Raw genomic sequence first — 19,027 nt, forward strand, 5'->3', positions numbered from 1 at the left:
ACCCCTAACGGACACGTGTATTTACGCCCGTAAGGTTAACCATGTCAGCTAACGCATGTAAAGTTAGCTGGGCGGGCTGCGGGACGTGGCCGTCGTCACCTCCCTGCCCCCTCCGGCACGGCCACGTGCCGCGTCTACGGCTCCTCCAGCAGGTAGCGCCCGTCGCGGGTGAGGCCCGCAACCCGCCAGCCGGCGGCGAGGCGCCCGGCCATGGCCGCGCGCACCGCGAGCCGCCACCGCGTCGCCGCCGCCGGGTCGCTCGCCCGCAGCTCCTCCACGTCGGCCGGGATCTCGACCAGCACCTGCCCGGGACCGGCGGCGGCGACCTCGGACGGCGTGCCGTGCGCGGCGGCGACCACCTCGGGGGCGTCGAGCCGCCACACGAGCAGCAGCCGGTCGCTGAGGTCGCCGCTGTTGATGCCGTCGGCCATCGCGCCGTAGAACTCGGGCAGGTAGCGCACCGCCCGCCCGCCGAGCTTGCGCAGGTTGAAGTGCGCGTTGCGCAGCACCAGGGGGTCGTACGTCCAGCGCACCTCCGGCACGTCCCGGGCGAGGGTCCACGCCCGCTGGTGCTGCTTGAGCGCGAACCCGACGCCGCTGCCCAGCCCGCCGGGCTCGACGCCGGCGACGTAGGAGTGCAGGTGCGGGGTGCCGGTCCCGTCCCGGCCGAAGAAGCCGACGGCCGCCCCGGCGAGCGTGCCGCCGCGGTACGCCCCGGCGACGTAGTTGCCGGAGTGCGCGTACGTGCGCAGCAGGCCCGGCGCGGCGACCTCCGCCGGGTGCCCGGCCCGCCACACCCGCTGCAGCAGCAGCGACACGTCCTCGAAGGAGACGGTCTCGCGCACCTGCACCCCGGCGCGCGCGGCCGCCGCCGCGGCGCACTCCCAGGCATCGTTCAACGGGTCACCGGCCGATCGCGTCCACGAGACCCGCGACGAGGGCGGCCCGCTCCGGCATGCTCGCCAGGTCGGACCACTCACCCTCGGCGTGCGCCTTGCCGCCGATCACGCCGAGCCCGTCGAGGGTCGGCACGCCGATGCCGGCGGTGAGGTTGCCGTCGGAGCCGCCGCCGACCGCCTCGCCGACGAGCGGGGGCAGGCCGAGCTCCGCGGCGACCCGCCGGGCGAGCGCGAACATCGACGCCGACGCCGACTCGGGCATCGCCGGGCGGGACGGGCCGAGCTCGACGGTCAGCTCCGCGCCCGGCAGGACCGGCCGCAGGCCGCGCAGCGCCGCGTCGACCCGGACCAGCTCCGCCGGGTCGAACGCCCGGACGTCGACGCTGAGGCGGGCGGCCGCGGGCACGGTGTTGCTCGTCGTCCCGGCGGTCGAGTCGGTCGGGGTGACGGTCGTGCCGGGCGGGGCACCGAGCGCCGCGACCCGCAGCACCTGGTGCGCCAGCTCCACGCCGGCGTTGATGCCGAGGTGCGGAGCGACCCCGGCGTGCGACGCCCGGCCGGCGACCCGCAGCGAATAGTGCGCGATGCCCTTCCGGGCGATCTTCACCTTGCCCCCGGAGCTGCCCTCCAGGATGAGCGCGCCGGCCGCGCCTGCGGCGGTGTCCTCGATGAGCGCCTGCGACGTCGGCGAGCCGATCTCCTCGTCGGAGTTGCACACGACCGCGACCCCGTCGAGGTCCGCGACGGCGGCCAGGGCCTCAAGGGCATGGAACAGGACGACGAGGCCGCCCTTCATGTCCACGACGCCGGGGCCGGTGCACCGGTCACCGTCGACGGTGAAGGGCCAGCGGGCGAGGGTGCCGATCGGCCACACCGTGTCGAAGTGCCCGACCAGCACGACCCGCACCGGCCCGTCACCGAACCGCCATCGCAGGTGCGGGCGGTCGGCGACGACGACCCGCTCCGGCGCCCGGCCGGTGCACCGGCGGCCGAGCTCGGCGACGACGTCGGCGCATCTGGCCAGGGCGGCGAGGTCGGCGGACGGTGACTCGACGGCGACGAGTCCGGCAAGGTCCTCACGCAGCACGGGCGCGGCTGCCCGGAGTTTCTCCAACGCGCTCATCGATCCAACCTAACTCCGATCTTCACCGGGGACCTCCGATGCGCGCGCACGGTTGCGTCGCCGAGAGTCGGACACCCGGCGGCGCGCGGCCGCGACCGTCGATAGGTTCGGGGAGTGCGGGTGAGGCTTCTCGGTCCGATCGACGTGCTCGTCGGCGGTGCCGCGCGCCCCGTGCGGGGTCAGCGGCGCAAGGCGGTCCTCGCGGTCCTGGGGCTGCACCCGGGCGAGGTCGTCAGCACCGGCCGCCTCGTCGACCTGGTGTGGGGCGACGCGCCCCCGCCCAATGCCGTCAACGCGTTGCAGAGTCACGTGTCGTACCTGCGGCGCACCCTCGACGACAAGGCGGCGATCACGTCCCGCCCGCCGGGATATCTGCTCAGCGGCGACGGCACCGACGTCGAGGTCGCCGAGCGGCTCATCGCGGCGGGCCTGCAGGCAGGGCTGGACCCGGCGACCCGCGCCCGGCACCTGCAGGCCGCCCTCGAACTGTGGCGGGGCACGCCGCTGGAGGACACCGGCGGGCTGCCGTGGCTCGACGAGCAGGCGGAGCGGCTCGGCCAGCTGTGGCTGCGCGGGCGCCGGGGGCTGCTCGAGGCGCGGCTCGGTCTCGGACAGCACGCGCAGCTGCTGCCGGACCTGGAGCGGCTGACCCGGGAGCACCCGTTCGACGAGCAGCTGCACGGGCTGCTGATCCTCGCGTTGTACCGGCTGGGCCGGCAGGCCGACGCCCTGGCCACGTTCCGCCGGCTGCGCGCCACGCTGGACGACGACCTCGGCATCGAGCCGGGTGCGGCGCTGCGCGAGCTGGAAGGGGCGATCCTGCGCCAGGACCCCGGCCTCGCCGCGCCGTCCGGGGAGACGATCGCCGTGCACCGGGACACCGTCCCGGCGCAACTGCCCCTGGCGGTGCGGGCGTTCGCCGGGCGGACGGACGAGCTCGCCCGGCTCGACAAGCTCCTGGCCACCCACGACCGGGCCGCCCACGACCGGGCCGACGGCGGCGAGGCGGCGGTCGCCGTCGTCACCGGCACCGCGGGCGTCGGCAAGTCCGCGCTCGTCGTGCACTGGGCGCACCGCGCCGCCGAGCAGTTCCCCGACGGCCAGCTGTACGTGAACCTGCGCGGCTTCGACCCCGGCGGCCGCCCGGTCGACCCGGCCGACGCGGTCCGCGGGTTCCTCGCCGCGTTCGGCGTCGCCGCCGAGCGGACCCCCGCCGACCTCGCCGCGCAGGCGGGGCTGCTGCGCAGCCTCCTGGCGGGCAAACGGGTGCTGATCGTGCTCGACAACGCCCGCGACGCCGCACAGGTCCGGCCGCTGCTGCCCGGCACGCCCGGCTGCCTCACCGTCGTCACCAGCCGCGACGCGCTCACCTCCCTGGTCGCGCTGGAGGGCGCGCTGCCCGTCACCGTCGACCTGCTCAGCCCCGGCGAGGCCGGTGACCTGCTGATCCGCCGGCTCGGCGCGGCCCGGGCCGCCGGTGAGCCCGCCGCCGTCGCCGAGATCGTGGCCCGCTGCGCCCGGCTGCCGCTCGCGCTCGCCGTCGTCGCCGGGCGGGCCGCGACCCGGCCGGAGCTGCCCCTGGCGGACCTCGCCGCGTCGCTGCGGGCCGCCGGGCCCCTCGACGCCGTCGCGGGCGACGACCCGGTGTCCGACCCGAGGGCCGTGTTCTCGTGGTCGTACCGGGCGCTGCGGCCCGCCGCCGCGGAGCTGCTGCGCCGGGTGAGCCTCGCGCCCGGCACCGACCTCGGCGCCGACGCGATCGCCAGCCTCGCCGGGGTGCCCGCCGCCGCGGCCCGCGCGCCGCTGTCCGAGCTGCTGCACGCCAACCTCGTCTTCGAGGACGCGCCCGGCCGGTTCTGCCTGCACGACCTGCTGCGCGCGTACGCCGCCGAGCAGGCCGCCGTCCACGACGCCGCGCCCGGCTACCGGCTCGCCGTGCACCGGCTCCTCGACCACTACCTGCACACCGCCGACGCCGCCGCCCGGCTGCTCGACCCGTCCCGCGCCCCGCAGCGGCTCGGCGACCCGCAGCCCGGCACCGTCGTGCCCCGCCACGCCGGCCGCGACGAGGCCCTCGCCTGGTTCGACACCGAGCGGGGGCCGCTGCTCGCCGCCGTGCACCTCGCCGCCGACGCGGGCTTCGACCGGCACACCTGGCAGCTCGCGGCGGCGCTGACCGCGTTCCTCGACCGGCGCGGCCAGTGGCACGACCTCGCCGCCGTCCACGAGGCCGCGGTGCGCGCCCAGCGCCGCTCGGGCGATCACACCGGGCTCGGCGACGCCGCGTGCGCGCTCGGCCGCACGTACGCGCGGATCGGCCGCCACGAGGACGCCGAACATCATCTGGGTGCGGCGATGTGGGTGCACGAGCAGGTCGGCGACGTCGCCGGGCTGGCCCGCGCCGGCTACCACCTGGGCTGGCTGGCGCTGCACCTGGACCGCCTGCCCGAGGCGCTGACCCTCACCGAGCAGGCGCTGCACCGCTTCGAACGGCTCGGCGACCGGCTGTGGCGGGCCCGCGCCCTCAACGCCACCGGCGCGATCCTCGGCCGGCTCGGCGAGCACCGGCAGGCGCTGCAACGCTGCCGGGAGTCGCTCACCGAGACGATCGCGCTGGACGACCGGCACGGCGAGGCGGCCGCGTGGGACGCCGTCGGTCACGCGCACCACCGGCTCGGCGACCCGCGCCAGGCGATCGCCTGCTTCGGGCACGCGCTGCGGGCCTATCACGAGGTCGGCGACCGCTCCGGCGAGGCGGCCGTGCTGGCCCACCTCGCCGACGCCCACGACGACGCCGAGGACCCGGTGGCCGCGGCCGGGCACCGCCGCCGCGGCCGGTCGATCCTCGCCACCCTCGACGGCCAGGTCTCAGGCGGTCGCCTTCCGTAGTGCCGTCCACGACAGCACGGCCAGCGCCACGACCACGATCGACGGCAGGCCCGCGAACAGGGCCAGCGCGCTCTGGTCGGCGAGCCAGTGCCCGACCGCCGGCCAGTGCCCGTACTTCGTGATCAGCCCGGCGGTGAGGCCGAGGACGACCACGACGACGCTGATCGCGCCGAAGACGCCGTTGGTGCGCCACCGCACGTACACGGCGCCGAAGGTGATCCCGATGAGGCTCATCAGCAGCATCGGAACGCCGTACAGGAGCAGCTGGGCCGGCACGCTGAACCTGTCGATGAACCCGATGCCGAAGAACCACACCCGCAGCCCCCAGCCGCCGGTGGCCTGCTCGATCGCCTGCAGGATGACGAGCAGCACAGCGTAGAGCGCGGTCTGCGCGAGGGTGAACAGGCCGAGCGCGGCGCTGAACTCGCGCCGGGTGACGCTCATGCCGAGCGTGAACGGGAACTGCTGCGCGACCGCGACCGCGCCGAACGCCAGGCCCGTGAAGTAGACGCTCGCGAGGCCGCCGGTCACGCCCTTGTCGCCGATCTCGCCGCCCATCGAGCCGAACACGAACAGGTTCACGGCGAAGGAGAGGAAGAGGATGACGAGCGGCCACAGCAACCCGTCGCGGCGGCCCGCCGCGTGGAGCCGGGCGACGGCGAAGACGCGGTTCATGAGACGGCCTCCCGGGCGTCGGTAGGGGGTGTCGAGCCGCCCGGCGAGTTCCGGCCGGGCTGCGAGGCGCTGGTGATGCGGACGACGAGCTGCTGCAGCGAGACGGGCTCCACCCGGACGCCGGCCTCGCGGGCACGATCGGCGGAGACGGTGCCCCGCACGGTGGCGCGGGTCAGCCCGCCGAGCCGGTCGCGGTGCAGCTCGTCGGTGTTGGCGGTGAGCGCGTCGACCGCCGTCGCCGGTCCGGTGAGGGTGACGACCTGGCCGCGCAGGGTGTCGACGGCCTCGGACAGCACGATCCGGCCGCGCTCGATGAGCAGCACATGCTCGATGAGGTCGCTGACCTCGTCGATGAGGTGCGTGGACAGCACGACGGTGCGCGGGAACTCGGCGTAGTCGGCGAGCAGCCGGTCGTAGAACAGCTGCCGGGACACGGCGTCGAGGCCGAGGTACGGCTCGTCGAAGAACGTCAGCGGGGCGCGGGACGCGAGGCCGACGATGACGCCGAGCGCGGACAGCATGCCGCGGGACAGCTTCTTCACCGGCCTGCCGACCGGCAGCTGGAAGTCGGCGACCAGCGATCGGGCGAACGCCTCGTCCCAGGCGGGGTGCAGCAGCCGGCCGGCGAACAGGACGTGCCGGACCTTGAACGTGTCCGGGTAGCGCTGGCTCTCCTTGACGAAGCTGATCCGCTGGAGGACGGCCGCGTTCTCGACCGGGTCGGCGCCGAAGACGCGGATGGTGCCGCCGGTGGCGAACTGCTGCCCGGTCAGCAGCTGCATGAGGGTGGTCTTGCCGGCGCCGTTGCGGCCGAGCAGGCCGTAGATGCCGTTGCGGTGCAGGTCGAAGCTGACGTCGTCGAGGGCCGCGACCGGCCCGAACCGCTTGGACACGCCCTGCACGGACACGACGGGGGCACTCATGACGCCGCCCCGCCGCGCTCGCCGGCGCCACGAGGCACGCTCGGGCACCGCACCATGATTCGCTCACGCAGTTCGCTCATCGCTGCTCCTCGTAGCGGTCGATCATCGTCTTGAGCTCAGCGGGGTGGATGCCGAGCTTCGCCGCCTCGGCCAGCAGCGGCTGCAGGAACTGCTCGCCGAACTGCTCCTTGCGGCGTTGGCGGAGCTTGGCCTGCGCGCCGGGGGTGACGAACATGCCGATGCCTCGCTTCTTGTAGAGCACGCCGTCGTCGACGAGCTGGTTGACGCCCTTGCCCGCGGTCGCGGGGTTGATCCGGTGGAAGGCCGCGAGCTCGTTGGTCGACGGGACCTGCGACTCCTCGGGCAGGGACCCGTCGATGATCGAGTTCTCGATCTGCTCTGCGATCTGCAGGAAGATCGGCCGGCCGTCATCCATCAGCTGGGTTCGTCGGTTCATTACTCATGTAACTAACCATGCAACCTTGGCACCGCCACCGTCAAGCCCGCGGGACGGGTAGCGTCGAGGCGTGCAGAAGATGGCATGGCTGGCCGTGCGCGACCGGGACCCCGCGCCGGCGCTCGGGCTCACCGAGATCGGCGAGACGGACTGGCGGGCGGGCGTCGACCTGGCCTACTTCACCGACGACCGGGTGATCGTCACGCGACCCGTCGACGGATGGATCCTGGTCCTCGGCATGGCGCTCATGAGGGACCGGCCCGACGTGACCGGGCTCTCGGCGACCCTGGACACCGAGGTGCAGTTCTTCTCGTCACATCGGGCGCTGCAGGTGTACCGCTGGCAACGCGCCCGCTCGGGAGATCTGCTCCGGTCGTTCGCCGTCTCCGACGGCGAGGTCGACGAGCTCGGCGAGGCCTCCGAGCTGGAGCGCTCCTTCGGCGAACTGGTCGACGACGGCGACGTGCACGCGGTGGCGGCGCAGTGGAGCGTCGACCCCGGCACGGTGAACGTCCCCGTCCGGGTGTTCACCAGTAGGACATAGATAGGATCTTCCATACGTCGATGTCCATGCCGCAGGCTCGACGCATGACTCGCCTGCTCTCGCAGCTCACCCTCGCCCTGGTGCTGGTCGCCGCGCTGATCACCGGGCCCGCCGTCGTGGCACCCTCGACCGCCGACGCGGCACACGCGTCGGTCTACTCCTCGTGCACCATCTCGGGCTGCTCCACCGCGCGCACCGCCCGGTCCGGCTGGAGCTCACTGGGCTTCCCCACCGCGCGCAACTGGTACACGTGGCCGTACGGGCAGTACAACTTCGCCGGCGGCCAGTTCTTCAACCGGGAGGGCCAGCTGCCGTCGGGCGCGACCTACTACGAGTACGACGTCGTGCCCCGCAGCCGGGGCGCGGCCCGCGACGCGAAGCGCATCATCATCAACCGCAGCACGGGCGTGACCTGGTACTCCCCCGACCACTACGCGAACTTCTACCGGCTCTGACCTGATCCCCCGAGACCCCCGGGCCCGTCGTGGCCCGGGGTGTCACCGTCGGGTCAGCTGCCGCCGCGGCGGCCCCGGCTGCGCCACGAGAACGGGCCGGGCAGGTCGTAGCGGTGCGCCCTGGTCTTCGAGTTCCACGACCACTTCCCGATCTTCAGACTCCAGGAGGACAGGCCCTTCGGAGTGAAGTTCAGCACCAGTGGGCCGAAGCGCATCGCCTTGCGGAACAGGATCGGCACGGGTCCTCCTCGGGGGTGTGCCGTCCAGGATGACCTATGCGCGCCAGCTACCGGGTTGAGGGGTCGGTCTACGTTGGACACATGGCCCAACAGGTGAAGTACGACCGCCGTGAACAGTACGAGCAGATCGTGTCAGGTCTGCTACCCGGCGAGACCATCATCGCCGTCTACGACGCCGTCGGCATCGGCACCGGGTTCATCGGCCTGACCGACCGCCGGGTGATCCTGCAGGACCGCTCGTTCGTCGGCAAGCGCCTCGCCCTCACGTCGATCCCCTACTCGAAGGTGACCGCGGTCTCCATCGTGAGCAACAAGTCGTGGGTCGGCAGCTTCTTCAGCAGTGGCAACATCGCCCTGCACGTCGGCACGCACACGTATGAGATCGAGGTGCGCGGCGTGGAGAAGACCCAGCACATCCACAACGTCGTCCTGCACTACGCCGCCTCGCACTAAGGCGTCAGGACCAGCTTTCCCGTGGTGTGCCCCAGCTCGCCGAACTCGTGGGCGGATCCGGCCCCGGCGAGGGGGAAGACGCGGTCGACGTGGACCGTGAGCCGGCCGTCCAGGACGAGCGCGGTCAGGTGCTCCAGGCCGGCCCGGTCGGGCTCGGCGAGCAGGAACACCCCGCCGGCCTCGATGGCGGCGGCCTCGTCGGCGCGCAGCACCGACGCGGCGCCGAGCGTGTCCTGCGTCACCCGCCGCATCATCGGCACGCGTCCCCCGTCGCCGGTCTCATCATTCGGACGGTAGCACCGTCTCCGCGGCCCAGGACCGCCAACGGTCGAGCTTGCCACCGGCGATGGCGAGCTGGTCGGAGACCGGCCCGGGACCCGTCGAGCCCGGCGTGGTGCGCGCGGCCAGGGCGCCGCGGACCGAGAACACCGTCCGGACGTCCGGCGTCAGGTGCGGGCTGACGGCCCGCAGGTCGTCGTCGGAGACCTCGTCGAGGCCGACGTCGCGGGACGCGGCGATGACGACGAGCTTCCCGGTGATCTCGTGCGCGTCGCGGAACGCGACCCCCTGCCGGACCAGCCACTCGGCGACCTCGGTCGCGAGGGTGTAGCCGACGGGCGCCTGCTCGGCGAGCCGGTCGACCCGGACCGTCATCGTGGAGATCATGCCCGCGAGGGCGGGCAGGACCAGCTCGAGGGTGTCGACGGCGTCGAAGACGGGCTCCTTGTCCTCCTGCAGGTCCCGGTCATACGCGAGGGGCAGGCCCTTGAGCATCGCCAGGACGCCGGTCAGGTGGCCGATGAGCCGGCCGGACTTGCCGCGGGCCAGCTCGGCGATGTCCGGGTTCTTCTTCTGCGGCATGATCGACGACCCGGTCGCGAACGCGTCGTCGAGCTGCACCCAGCCGAACGCGGGGGTCGTCCACAGCACGACCTCCTCGCCGAGCCGCGACAGGTGCACGCCGGTGAGGGCCGCGATGAACAGGAACTCGGCGACGAAGTCGCGGTCGGAGACGGCGTCGATCGAGTTGGCGGCGGCGGCGTCGAAGCCGAGCTCCTTGGCCACCTGCGTCGGGTCGAGCGGCAACGACGACCCGGCGAGCGCACCGGCGCCGAGCGGGCTGACCGAGCTGCGCACGTCCCAGTCGCGGAGCCGGTCGAGGTCGCGCAGCAGCGCCTGCACGTGGGCGAGGAGCTGGTGCCCGAACGCGATCGGCTGCGCGGGCTGCAGGTGCGTGAAGCCGGGGGCGGGCGTGTCGACGTGCCGGGCGGCCTGCTCGACGAGCGCGTCGGCGAGCTCCACGATCCGGCCGGCGACGCCGCGGGCGTGATCGCGCAGGTACAGCCGGAGGTCGGTGGCCACCTGGTCGTTGCGGGACCGGCCGGCGCGCAGCTTCCCGCCGAGCGCGCCGAGCCGCTCCAGGAGTCCGCGCTCCAGGGCGGTGTGCACGTCCTCGTCGTCGACCGTCGGCCGGAACTCGCCGGCGGCGCAGGCGGACTCGAGGTCGTCGAGCGCGGCGAGCATCCTGCCGAGCTCGTCGGCGTCGAGCAGGCCGGCCCGGGCGAGGACCCGCGCGTGGGCCCGGGACCCGGCGATGTCGTACGGCGCGAGGCGCCAGTCGAACTGGACGCTCACCGACAGCCGGGCGAGGGCCTCGGCGGGCCCGCCGGCGAACCGGCCGCCCCACAGCCGGGTCGGGGACTCAGAAGACGAAGTTGCCACGCGACGATCCTTCCATATCTTGCTTTCGTGCAAGATCGCGGTATTTGCCGAGCCCTACTTCGACTGGCCGTCGAGGTGTGCCCATTCGGTGAGCTTCGCCGCGAGAGCCTCCCCGGCCGTCGGGCGTCCCTGCGGGTCGGGCGCCTCGCGGGCGACGACCATGATCGTGTCGTCGCCGGCGATGGTGCCGACGATGTCGGGAAGGCCGGTGCGGTCGATCGCGCTGGCCAGGAACTGCGCGGCGCCCGGCGGGGTGCGCAGCACGACGAGGTTGCCGGAGCAGTCGACGCCGGTCAGCAGCTCCCGCAGCAGCCGGATCAGCCGGGTCGGGGCCTCCTCCGCGGGGCGCAGCGCCCGCTCGCCGTCCTCCGGGATGAGGTACTCGCCGCGCACCTTCACGGCCCGCAGCTCCTCCAGGTCCCGCGACAGCGTCGCCTGCGTCACCTGGATCCCGTCCCCGGCGAGCAGCTCCGCGAGCTCCGTCTGCGACCGGACCGCCGACCCGCGGATCAGCCCGGCGATCCGCTCGTGCCGCGCCGCCTTCGAGACGGGTGTGCTCACGCCTGGTCCAGCAACCATGCGAGGAGTGCCTTCTGGGCGTGCAGGCGGTTCTCGGCCTCGTCCCAGATCGCGCTCTGCGGGCCGTCCATGACCTCGGAGGTGATCTCGTCGCCGCGGTGCGCGGGCAGGCAGTGCAGCACGATCGCGCCGGGGTCGGCGTTCGCCATGAGCGCGGCGTTGACCTGGAACGGGCGGAACGGTGTGACCCGGTCGAGCCCGTCGCCCTCCTGGCCCATCGACGTCCAGGTGTCGGTGACGACGACGTGGGCGCCCTTGACCGCCTCCGCCGGGTCGGTGATCCACTCGACGCTGCCGCGCCGCCGGGCGGCCTCCAGGACGGCCGCGTCGGGTTCGAAGCCGGCCGGGCCGCTCAGCCGCACCCGCATGCCCGCGGTCACGCCCGCCAGGGCGTAGGAGTTGGCCATGTTGTTCGCGGTGTCGCCGAGGTACGTGAGCACCCGGCCCCCGGTCGAGCCGAGCCGCTCCCGGACGGTGAGCAGGTCCGCGAGGAGCTGGCACGGGTGGAAGCCGTCGGTGAGCGCGTTGACCACCGGCACCGTCGCGTGCCCGGCGAGCTCCGCGACCCGGGCGTCCACTCCTGCCCGGATGACGATCGCCGACACGTAGCGGGACAGGACCTTCGCCGCGTCGCCGATGTCCTCGCCGCGGCCGAAGTGGGTGCTCTGCGCGTCGATGATGATCGGGCTGCCGCCGAGCTCGGCGATGCCGGCCTCGAACGACACCCGGGTCCGCAGCGACGGCTTCTCGAAGATGACGGCGATCGCCTTCGGCCCGGCGAGGGGCTTGAGCCCGTACCGGTCGGCCTTCATCGCCGCGGCCAGGTCGAGGATCTCCGCCTGGTCGGCCGGGCTCAGGTCGTCGTCCCTGAGCAGGTGGCGGGGCATCAGGCCCGCACCGCGTCCAGGGCCGGGCCGAGGGCGGCGACGAACGCGTCGGCCTGCTCGTCGGTGAGGATCAGCGGCGGGGCGATGCGCAGCACGTCCGGCTGCGCGGCCTGGGCGAGGAAGCCGGCGTCGCGCAGCACGGCGGCGAGCGCGCCCGCGGCCGGGCCGTTGAGGACGATGCCGAGCAGCAGCCCGGCGCCGCGGACCTCCCTGGTGAGCGGGTGCCCGAGCGCCTCGACACCACGGCGGATCCGCTCGCTGAGCTGCTTCACGTGGTCGAGCAGACCCTCGGACTCGATCGTGTCGAGCACCGCCAGGGCAGCGGCGCAGCAGACCGGGTTGCCGCCGAACGTGGAGGCGTGCATGCCGGGGCCGAGCAGCGTGGCCGCGTCGTCGAACGCGATCATCGCGCCGAGCGGCAGCCCGCCGCCGAGCCCCTTGGCCAGGGTGACGACGTCGGGGCGGACCCCTTCGGCCTGGTGGGCGAACCAGTAGCCGGTCCGGCCGATGCCGGTCTGCACCTCGTCGAGGGCGAGCAGCGCACCGTGCCGGGCGGTGATCTCCCGGGCCGCGGTGAGGTAGCCGGCGGGCGGGACGACGACGCCGGACTCGCCCTGGATCGGCTCGAGCAGCACCATCGCGGTCGCGTCGTCGACGGCGGCCTCAAGGGCGGCGACGTCACCGTACGGGATGTGCACGACCTCGCCGGGCAGCGGCAGGAACGGCACCTGCTTCGCCGGCTGCCCGGTGAGCGCGAGCGCGCCCATGGTGCGGCCGTGGAACCCGGCCTGCGCGGCGATGATCTTCGTGCGGCCGGTGCGGCGGGACAGCTTGAACGCCGCCTCGTTGGCCTCGGCGCCGGAGTTGCCGAAGAACACGGCACCCGGCCGGCCACCGAGGTCGAGCAGCCGCTCGGCGAGCGCGACGACCGGCGGCGACGCGAACAGGTTGGACACGTGGCCGAGCGTGGAGATCTGCGCGGTCACGGCGGCGACGACCGCCGGGTGCGCGTGGCCGAGCAGGTTGACCGCGATCCCGCCGAGGAAGTCCACATAGGAGCGTCCGGCCTCGTCGACGACGACGGCCCCGCTGCCGCTGACGAGCCCCAGCGACGGCGGCCCGTACGTGTTCATCACCGACGCCTCGAACCGCTGCACGAGCGTCATGCCGTCATCTCCGCTGCGCTCCGATGCCGGCATGCGCCGAACCTGTCACACGATGAGCGGCCCGAGCCGCTCCGCTGGCCGCTCATGCGCCCACCACCATCGTCCCGAACCCTTCCGATGTGAACACTTCCAGCAGCAGCGAGTGCGGGACCCGGCCGTCGACGACGTGCGCGGCGGGCACACCGCCCTTGACGGCGCGCAGGCACGCCTCCATCTTCGGCACCATCCCCGACTCCAGGGTCGGCAGCAGCTCCGCGAGCTCGTCCGCGGTCAGCCGCGAGATCAGCGACTCCGGGTCCGGGTAGCGGGCGTAGAGCCCCTCCACGTCGGTGAGGACGACGAGCTTGCGGGCCTTGAGCGCGACCGCGAGGGCGCCGGCGGCGGTGTCGGCGTTGAGGTTGTGCAGCACCCCGTCCGCGTCGGGCGCGACCGTCGACACGACCGGGATCCGCCCGGCGGCGATGAGGTCCGCGACGGCACCGACGTTGACGTGCTCGACGTCGCCGACCTGGCCGACGTCGACCGGCTCACCGTCGACGATCGCGGGCCGGCGCACCGCCGTGAACAGGCCCGCGTCCTCGCCGGACATGCCGACGGCGTGCGGGCCGTGCTCGTTGATGAGCCCGACGAGCTCCCGGCCGACCTGCCCGACGAGCACCATCCGGACCACGTCGGCGGTTTCCGGGGTCGTGACGCGCAGGCCACCCTTGAACTCGCTGGCGATGCCGAGCCGCTTGAGCATCGCCGAGATCTGCGGGCCGCCGCCGTGCACGACGACCGGCTTGATGCCGACGTGCCGCAGGAAGACCATGTCGGCGGCGAACGCGCGCTTCAGCTCGTTGTCGAGCATGGCGTTGCCGCCGTACTTGACGACGATGGTCGAGCCGGAGAAGCGCTCCAGCCACGGCAGCGCCTCGATGAGCGTGTTCGCCTTGCCCAGGGCGATCCCGAGGTTGCGCCCGTTCACGACGAGTAGGCCGAGTTCTCGTGCACGTAGCCCATGGACAGGTCGTTGGTCAGTACCGTCGCGGCGGCGGCACCCGCGTGGAGGTTGACGGTGACCGTGACCGCCCGCGCGCTGAGGTCGACCTTGGAGCGGTCCTCCCCGGCGGCGCCGCCCTTGCAGATCCACACGCCGTTGATGGCGACGTCGACCTCGTCGGGCTCGAACGCGGCCTGCGTGGTGCCGATCGCGGCGAGGATGCGGCCCCAGTTGGGGTCGTTGCCGAAGAACGCGGTCTTCACCAGGTTGTTGCGGGCGATCGACCGGCCGACCTCGACCGCGTCGTCTTCGCCGGCCGCGCCGGTGACCTCGATCGCGATCTCCTTCGTCGCGCCCTCGGCGTCGGCGATGAGCTGCTCGGCGAGGCTCGCGCAGACGGCGGTGACCGCCTCGGTCAGCTCCTCGGGCGTCGGCTGGATCCCGGCGGCGCCGCTGGCCAGGAGCAGCACCGTGTCGTTGGTCGACATGCAGCCGTCGGAGTCGATCCGGTCGAACGTGACCCGGGTCGCCTGCTTGAGCGCGGCGGTGAGCACGTCCGCGTCGGCGACGGCGTCGGTGGTCAGCACCACCAGCATCGTGGCGAGCCCCGGCGCCAGCATGCCGGCGCCCTTCGCCATCCCGCCGACGGTGAACCCCTGTCCACTGTGGACAGCGGTCTTCGGCACGGTGTCGGTCGTCATGATGGCCTGCGCGGCGTCCGCGCCGCCGTCGCGCGCCAGGCCGCGGGCGGCGGCGTCGACGCCGGACAGCAGCTTCTTCAGCGGCAGCCGCTCGCCGATGAGGCCGGTGGAGCAGACCGCGACGTCGCCGGCGCCGACCGGGAAGCGTGACGCCCGCCCGGACAGCACGGCCGCGGTGTGCTCGGCGGTGGCGTGGGTGTCCTGGAAGCCGGCCGGTCCGGTGCACGCGTTGGCGCCGCCCGAGTTGAGGATGACCGCCCGCACGATGCCGGCCCGGAGCACCTGCTGGCTCCACAGGACGGGCGCGGCCTTGATCCTGTTGCCGGTGAAGACGGCCGCGGCCGTCCAGTCCGGCCCGTCGTTGACGACCAGCGCCACGTCGAGCGCGCCCGCGGTGGCCTTGATGCCCGCGGCGACCCCGGCTGCCCGGAACCCCTTCGGCGCGGTCACGGTCATGCCGTCGCCTCCGCTGCGCTCCGGCGCCGTCCCGACTGACCGGCGACACGGTTCACGGTTCCTCCGCTGCGCTCCGGCCCGTTCACGGCGCGATCCCGTCGGCGGTGAGCCCGGCACCCTCGGGCAGCCCGAGCATCAGGTTGGCGTTCTGTACGGCCTGACCGGCGGCGCCCTTGACGAGGTTGTCGATCGCGGAGACCACGATGATCCGGCCGCTGTCGACGTCCACGGTCGCCTGCAGGTGAGCGGCGTTGCTGCCGAACGTCGACGCGGTGTGCGGCCACTGCCCTTCCGGCAGGACCTGCACGAACGGCTCACCGTCGTAGGCCGCGGCGAGGATCTCGCGCGGATCGGTGGTCCTGCGCGCCTTCGCCGTCACGGTGGCGAGGATGCCCCGGGGCATCGGCGCGAGGACCGGCGTCATCGACAGCGTCGTCGCGCCGGTCGCCTGCTTGATCTCCGGGACGTGCTGGTGCGCGCCCGCCTTGTACGGCGACAGCGACCCCATCACCTCCGACGCGAGCAGGTGCACCTTGGCGGACCGCCCGGCGCCCGACGTGCCGGAGGCCGCGACGACCACGACGTCCTCGGGGTCGGCGACGCCGGCGGCGATCAGCGGCGCGAGGGCCAGGGTCACCGACACCGCATAGCAGCCGGTGTTGGCCACCCGGTCCGACGCCGCGATCCTCTCCCGCTGGCCGGGGAGCTCCGGCAGCCCGTACGTCCACGTGCCGGCGTGCTCGCCGGGGTAGTACTTCGTCCAGTCCGCCGCGGCCCGGAGCCGGAAGTCGGCGCCGATGTCGACGACCTTCACCGACTCGGGCAGCCGCGCGGCGAGCGCCGCGGACTCCCCGTGCGGCAGGGCCAGGAACACCAGGTCGGCACCGGCTTCGGTGAGGACGCCGGCCTCGGTGGGCGCCAGCACCACGTCACGCAACGACCGCACGTGCGGGTGCACGGTGCCGATCTTCGACCCGGCCTGCGCGAACCCCGTGGCGACGGCCAGGTCGAGGTGTGGATGCCCGGCGATCAGCCGGAGCAGCTCCCCACCCGCGTAGCCTGACGCCCCAGCGACAGCGACTCGTATTCCCATGCGGTCAACTGTATCGCTATGCATCGCCGTGTTTCAAGCGCATTGCGGCGCGCATCACCCGCGACTACTCAGGGTCGAGGACCCTGGCGAGCTGGGCGCGGTTGCGGACGTTGAGCCGCCGGTACAGGCGGGTGAGGTTCGCCTCGACCGCCTTGATCGACAGGAACAGCGCGCGGGCGATCTCCCGGTTGGTCGCGCCCGCCCGGACGAGCTCGACGATGCGCCGCTCGGTCTCCGACAGGCCGGCGCCGCGGCCGCCGTCGAGGCGGGCCAGGTCGGCGGCGGCGACCTCGCGCCACGGGTGCGCCTCGGCGGCGGCGTAGCGGCGCACGGCCTCCGACAGGGCCGCGCGGGCCGCGCCGCGGCGGTGGGCGCGGCGCTCCAGGCCGCCGAGCGTGTAGTACGCCCGGGCGACCTCGAGCGGATACGGGTGGTCCTGCCACTCCTCGATCGCCCGGTGCAGCGCCTCGGCGCCCTCGCGGGCCTCGCCGGTGGCGGCGGTGAGCACGGCGCGGGCGCGGGCCAGGCCGAGGAAGACGATGGTGCGGTCGAGGTGCCTGGCGTGCTTGTGCACCTCGTCGAGGACCTCGGCGGCCTCCGCGCGGGCGCCGGCGCCGACGAGCGCCTCGATGAAGTCGGCGTGCCACGGCAGGACGCCCGGGTCGAGGCGGCCGAGCCGCTGGTCGAGGGCGTAGGCCTCGCGCATCGCGTCGGCCGCCGCGACCGGGTCGCCGCGCAGCATGTGCACGAGGCCCGAGGACGCGTACGCGAGTTTGATCCAGTCCTCGTCGCCGGCGGCGAGGCAGGCGGCGAGCCCGCGTTCGGCGTAGCCGGCCGCTGCGGTGGCGGTGCCGCCGCCGCTCTCGGCGAGGGCGGCGACGAGGTAGCCGGGGCCCGGGGTGGTCTCGACGTCGACGTAGAGGCGCACGCATTCGCGGCCGGCGGCGACGGCGTCGGCGCAGCGACCGGCCCGCCAGTAGATGCCGGCGACGGAGACGAGGACGGAGGCGAGGTCGCGGACGGTGCCGGCGCGTTCGACGGCGATCCGCAGGGCCTCGATGCGCCGGACGGCCTCACCGGTCTCGCCCTTGAAGAGGCGGCTCATCGCGGCGACCTGCCGGGCTGCGACGGTCGCCGGGGTCAGGGAGAGGCCGCGGGCGAGCTTGCCGGCGCGCTCGAGGTATTCGTCGCCCTGCGTTCCGAGGAGGATGTTGCCCTTCCAGCTGAGCACCTCGACGAGGCGTTCCATGTCGCCGCACAGCTCGGCGGCCTCCTCGGCGCGCTTGAGCTCGGCGAGCGCGCCTTCGCCGTCACCGTCGTAGTAGGCCTTGACGCCTTTGTACAGCCGGACGTGGGCGAGCAGGTCGGGGGTGTCGACGGCCTCGACGAACGCGGCGTCCAGCAGCGGCCCGGAGTTGGAGTGGTCCTCGCCGGACATCTCGACGAGCAGCAGCCGGGCGCCGATGCGGGTGCGCCGGTCGGCGGCGTCGCGCAGCGCGGCGGTCGCGTGCCGGCGGGCGTCGGCGGGCGATCCCGCCGCATACGCGTACTGGGCGGCGCTGAGCCTTCTGACGGCGCCGACGCCGGGGGTGTCGCGCGGGGTCCGGTCGGCCGCGAGCGCGGCGAGGTCGGCGGCGACCGCCGGGGCACCGCGCAGCCGGGCCGCGGACGCCGCGTCGGCGAGGCACTCGGCGAGGGCCTCGTCGGGCTCGGGCCGGGCGGCGGCGAGGTGCCTGGCCCGGTCGACGGGGTCGGAGACCGTGTCGGCGAGCCGCTCGTGGGCCTCGCGGCGGGCGGCGGCGGTCGCGTCGGCGTAGACCATCTCCCGCAGCAGTGGATGGCTGAAGCGGATCCCGCCGTCGGCGTCGACGTCCAGCACCGACGAGGCCAATGCGGCGTCGAGGTGGTGCTCGGCGATCCCGCAGCGGTGCAGCAGGGCGAGGCTCGGGCGGGCGGCGGCGGCGATGACCAGCAACGCGGGCCAGTCGGGCGCGGGGAGGAGGGCGAGCCGGGCGGCGAGCAGCTCGCGGAGCCGGTCGGGGACGGGCAGCGGGTCGGTGGTCGGGACGGGCGCGACGCCGAGCGCCCGGCCGAGCTCGACGGCATACAGCGGATTGCCGGCGCTGGCCTCGTAGATGCGGTGCAGGTGGGCGCGTCCGGCCTCGGCGCCGAACCTGGCCCGGAGCAGGTCGGCGACGTCGCTCTCGGGCAGCGGCGGCACCTGCAGCGTGATGCCCGGTGGCGGGCACAGGTCGAGCCGGGTGGCGCGGTCGCCGTCGGGGACGCGCTCGGCGGCGAGGATGCGCACGGGCGCCTCGCCGAGCCGGCGGGCGACGAACCGGAGGACCTCGGCGCTGGGCTCGTCGATCCACTGCACGTCGTCGAGGACGAGCAGGACGGCGCGCTCGGCGGCGAGGGCGCGCAGCAGCTCGAGGACGGCGAGGCGCACGGCGAGCTGGTCGTGCGGGGTCGCGGGCAGGGCGCTGCGCAGCAGGGCGCCGTCCAGTGCCGCGCGCAGGTGCGGCGGGAGGTGCTCGGCGGCGTCGGGGGCGCCGTCGAAGAGGTCGACGAGCGCGAGATACGGCAGGTCGGCCTCGGCCTCGGCGGCGGCCGCGCGCAGCACGAGCGCGTCGGTCTCGCCGCCGGCGATGGCGTCGAGGATGGTGGACTTCCCGATGCCGGCGGGGCCGTAGAGCAACACGCCGCCGCCGCCCGTGAGCCGCTCACGGGCGTGAGCCAGGAGACCAGCGCGGCCGAACGGCGCGGCCGGCCAGGTGCTCACCA

General features: G+C 74.1%; 19 protein-coding genes. 4 read left to right on the forward strand and 15 right to left on the reverse strand.

What is annotated here, in order from left to right; all coding sequences use genetic code 11:
* Nucleotides 1-134 precede the first annotated feature (134 nt).
* Nucleotides 135-899 (reverse strand): GNAT family N-acetyltransferase, encoded by a 765-nt coding sequence (locus ABZS58_RS04400; RefSeq protein ID WP_354777487.1) that lies wholly within the window; start codon nt 897-899, stop codon nt 135-137.
* Nucleotides 900-903: 4 nt separating this feature from the next.
* Nucleotides 904-2,022, reverse strand: coding sequence for a M20 family metallopeptidase (locus tag ABZS58_RS04405; RefSeq protein WP_354777489.1), 1,119 nt, complete (start codon nt 2,020-2,022; stop codon nt 904-906).
* A 120-nt stretch (nt 2,023-2,142) separates the two neighbouring features.
* Here ABZS58_RS04405 and ABZS58_RS04410 point away from each other — a divergent pair, with 120 nt between their 5' ends.
* On the forward strand, nt 2,143-4,911 hold the full coding sequence (locus ABZS58_RS04410) for a BTAD domain-containing putative transcriptional regulator (RefSeq protein WP_354777491.1): 2,769 nt from the start codon (nt 2,143-2,145) through the stop codon (nt 4,909-4,911).
* Here ABZS58_RS04410 and ABZS58_RS04415 read toward each other — a convergent pair.
* The 3 genes from ABZS58_RS04415 to ABZS58_RS04425 all read right to left on the reverse strand — a co-directional run bounded on the left by ABZS58_RS04415 (nt 4,891) and on the right by ABZS58_RS04425 (nt 6,945).
* Nucleotides 4,891-5,586 carry a hypothetical protein gene (locus ABZS58_RS04415; RefSeq protein WP_354777493.1) on the reverse strand — a complete coding sequence of 232 codons (696 nt, stop codon included), beginning with the start codon at nt 5,584-5,586 and terminating at the stop codon, nt 4,891-4,893. The genes ABZS58_RS04410 and ABZS58_RS04415 overlap by 21 nt on opposite strands.
* Nucleotides 5,583-6,509, reverse strand: a complete 927-nt coding sequence (locus ABZS58_RS04420) for an ABC transporter ATP-binding protein (RefSeq protein WP_354777495.1) — start codon at nt 6,507-6,509, stop codon at nt 5,583-5,585. Before ABZS58_RS04420 ends, ABZS58_RS04415 begins: the two co-directional genes overlap by 4 nt.
* 76 nt (nt 6,510-6,585) lie before the next feature.
* Nucleotides 6,586-6,945, reverse strand: coding sequence for a GntR family transcriptional regulator (locus ABZS58_RS04425; RefSeq protein WP_354777497.1), 360 nt, complete (start codon nt 6,943-6,945; stop codon nt 6,586-6,588).
* Nucleotides 6,946-7,045: 100 nt separating this feature from the next.
* On the opposite strand from ABZS58_RS04425, the gene ABZS58_RS04430 reads away from it, so the two are divergent.
* Both ABZS58_RS04430 and ABZS58_RS04435 read left to right on the forward strand, forming a co-directional pair.
* A complete protein-coding gene (locus tag ABZS58_RS04430) occupies nt 7,046-7,510 on the forward strand; it encodes a hypothetical protein (RefSeq protein WP_354778028.1) in 465 nt (154 codons plus the stop codon).
* Nucleotides 7,511-7,554: 44 nt separating this feature from the next.
* Complete coding sequence (locus tag ABZS58_RS04435) at nt 7,555-7,965, forward strand: ribonuclease domain-containing protein (protein WP_354777499.1); 411 nt, start codon at nt 7,555-7,557, stop codon at nt 7,963-7,965.
* Nucleotides 7,966-8,018: 53 nt separating this feature from the next.
* Here ABZS58_RS04435 and ABZS58_RS04440 read toward each other — a convergent pair whose 3' ends face one another.
* A complete protein-coding gene (locus ABZS58_RS04440; protein ID WP_354777501.1) occupies nt 8,019-8,204 on the reverse strand; it encodes a DUF4236 domain-containing protein in 186 nt (61 codons plus the stop codon).
* Nucleotides 8,205-8,285: 81 nt separating this feature from the next.
* Here ABZS58_RS04440 and ABZS58_RS04445 point away from each other — a divergent pair, with 81 nt between their 5' ends.
* A complete protein-coding gene (locus ABZS58_RS04445) occupies nt 8,286-8,657 on the forward strand; it encodes a PH domain-containing protein (RefSeq protein ID WP_354777503.1) in 372 nt (123 codons plus the stop codon).
* Here ABZS58_RS04445 and ABZS58_RS04450 read toward each other — a convergent pair.
* The 9 genes from ABZS58_RS04450 to ABZS58_RS04490 all read right to left on the reverse strand — a co-directional run bounded on the left by ABZS58_RS04450 (nt 8,654) and on the right by ABZS58_RS04490 (nt 19,025).
* Complete coding sequence (locus ABZS58_RS04450) at nt 8,654-8,899, reverse strand: zinc-binding dehydrogenase (RefSeq protein ID WP_354777505.1); 246 nt, start codon at nt 8,897-8,899, stop codon at nt 8,654-8,656. The genes ABZS58_RS04445 and ABZS58_RS04450 overlap by 4 nt on opposite strands.
* A gap of 40 nt (nt 8,900-8,939) precedes the next feature.
* Nucleotides 8,940-10,379 (reverse strand): argininosuccinate lyase, encoded by a 1,440-nt coding sequence (argH, locus tag ABZS58_RS04455; protein WP_354777507.1) that lies wholly within the window; start codon nt 10,377-10,379, stop codon nt 8,940-8,942.
* Between the two features lie 54 nt (nt 10,380-10,433).
* Complete coding sequence (gene argR / locus ABZS58_RS04460) at nt 10,434-10,940, reverse strand: arginine repressor (protein ID WP_354777509.1); 507 nt, start codon at nt 10,938-10,940, stop codon at nt 10,434-10,436.
* A complete protein-coding gene (gene argF / locus ABZS58_RS04465) occupies nt 10,937-11,845 on the reverse strand; it encodes an ornithine carbamoyltransferase (protein ID WP_354777511.1) in 909 nt (302 codons plus the stop codon). Before argF ends, argR begins: the two co-directional genes overlap by 4 nt.
* Nucleotides 11,845-13,011, reverse strand: coding sequence for an acetylornithine transaminase (locus tag ABZS58_RS04470; RefSeq protein ID WP_354777513.1), 1,167 nt, complete (start codon nt 13,009-13,011; stop codon nt 11,845-11,847). Before ABZS58_RS04470 ends, argF begins: the two co-directional genes overlap by 1 nt.
* 82 nt (nt 13,012-13,093) lie before the next feature.
* Nucleotides 13,094-13,978 carry an acetylglutamate kinase gene (argB, locus tag ABZS58_RS04475; RefSeq protein WP_354777515.1) on the reverse strand — a complete coding sequence of 295 codons (885 nt, stop codon included), beginning with the start codon at nt 13,976-13,978 and terminating at the stop codon, nt 13,094-13,096.
* Nucleotides 13,975-15,150 carry a bifunctional glutamate N-acetyltransferase/amino-acid acetyltransferase ArgJ gene (gene argJ, locus ABZS58_RS04480; RefSeq protein WP_354777517.1) on the reverse strand — a complete coding sequence of 392 codons (1,176 nt, stop codon included), beginning with the start codon at nt 15,148-15,150 and terminating at the stop codon, nt 13,975-13,977. The genes argB and argJ overlap by 4 nt, the downstream gene beginning before the upstream one ends.
* An 82-nt stretch (nt 15,151-15,232) precedes the next feature.
* A complete protein-coding gene (gene argC / locus ABZS58_RS04485) occupies nt 15,233-16,243 on the reverse strand; it encodes an N-acetyl-gamma-glutamyl-phosphate reductase (RefSeq protein WP_354777519.1) in 1,011 nt (336 codons plus the stop codon).
* A gap of 64 nt (nt 16,244-16,307) precedes the next feature.
* Nucleotides 16,308-19,025 (reverse strand): AAA family ATPase, encoded by a 2,718-nt coding sequence (locus tag ABZS58_RS04490; RefSeq protein ID WP_354777521.1) that lies wholly within the window; start codon nt 19,023-19,025, stop codon nt 16,308-16,310.
* Nucleotides 19,026-19,027 lie beyond the last annotated feature (2 nt).

This window comes from Dactylosporangium sp. NPDC005555 (assembly GCF_040605635.1).
Classification (GTDB): domain Bacteria; phylum Actinomycetota; class Actinomycetes; order Mycobacteriales; family Micromonosporaceae; genus Dactylosporangium.

Coding starts and splice junctions, on each gene's coding strand:
- ABZS58_RS04405 (WP_354777489.1), bottom strand. CDS start 2,022: ATGAGCGCGTTGGAGAAACTCCGGGCAGCCGCGCCCGTGCTGCGTGAG.
- ABZS58_RS04415 (WP_354777493.1), bottom strand. CDS start 5,586: ATGAACCGCGTCTTCGCCGTCGCCCGGCTCCACGCGGCGGGCCGCCGC.
- ABZS58_RS04420 (WP_354777495.1), bottom strand. CDS start 6,509: ATGAGTGCCCCCGTCGTGTCCGTGCAGGGCGTGTCCAAGCGGTTCGGG.
- ABZS58_RS04425 (WP_354777497.1), bottom strand. CDS start 6,945: ATGGATGACGGCCGGCCGATCTTCCTGCAGATCGCAGAGCAGATCGAG.
- ABZS58_RS04430 (WP_354778028.1), top strand. CDS start 7,046: ATGGCATGGCTGGCCGTGCGCGACCGGGACCCCGCGCCGGCGCTCGGG.
- ABZS58_RS04435 (WP_354777499.1), top strand. CDS start 7,555: ATGACTCGCCTGCTCTCGCAGCTCACCCTCGCCCTGGTGCTGGTCGCC.
- ABZS58_RS04445 (WP_354777503.1), top strand. CDS start 8,286: ATGGCCCAACAGGTGAAGTACGACCGCCGTGAACAGTACGAGCAGATC.
- argF (WP_354777511.1), bottom strand. CDS start 11,845: ATGCCCCGCCACCTGCTCAGGGACGACGACCTGAGCCCGGCCGACCAG.
- ABZS58_RS04470 (WP_354777513.1), bottom strand. CDS start 13,011: ATGACGCTCGTGCAGCGGTTCGAGGCGTCGGTGATGAACACGTACGGG.
- argJ (WP_354777517.1), bottom strand. CDS start 15,150: ATGACCGTGACCGCGCCGAAGGGGTTCCGGGCAGCCGGGGTCGCCGCG.
- argC (WP_354777519.1), bottom strand. CDS start 16,243: ATGGGAATACGAGTCGCTGTCGCTGGGGCGTCAGGCTACGCGGGTGGG.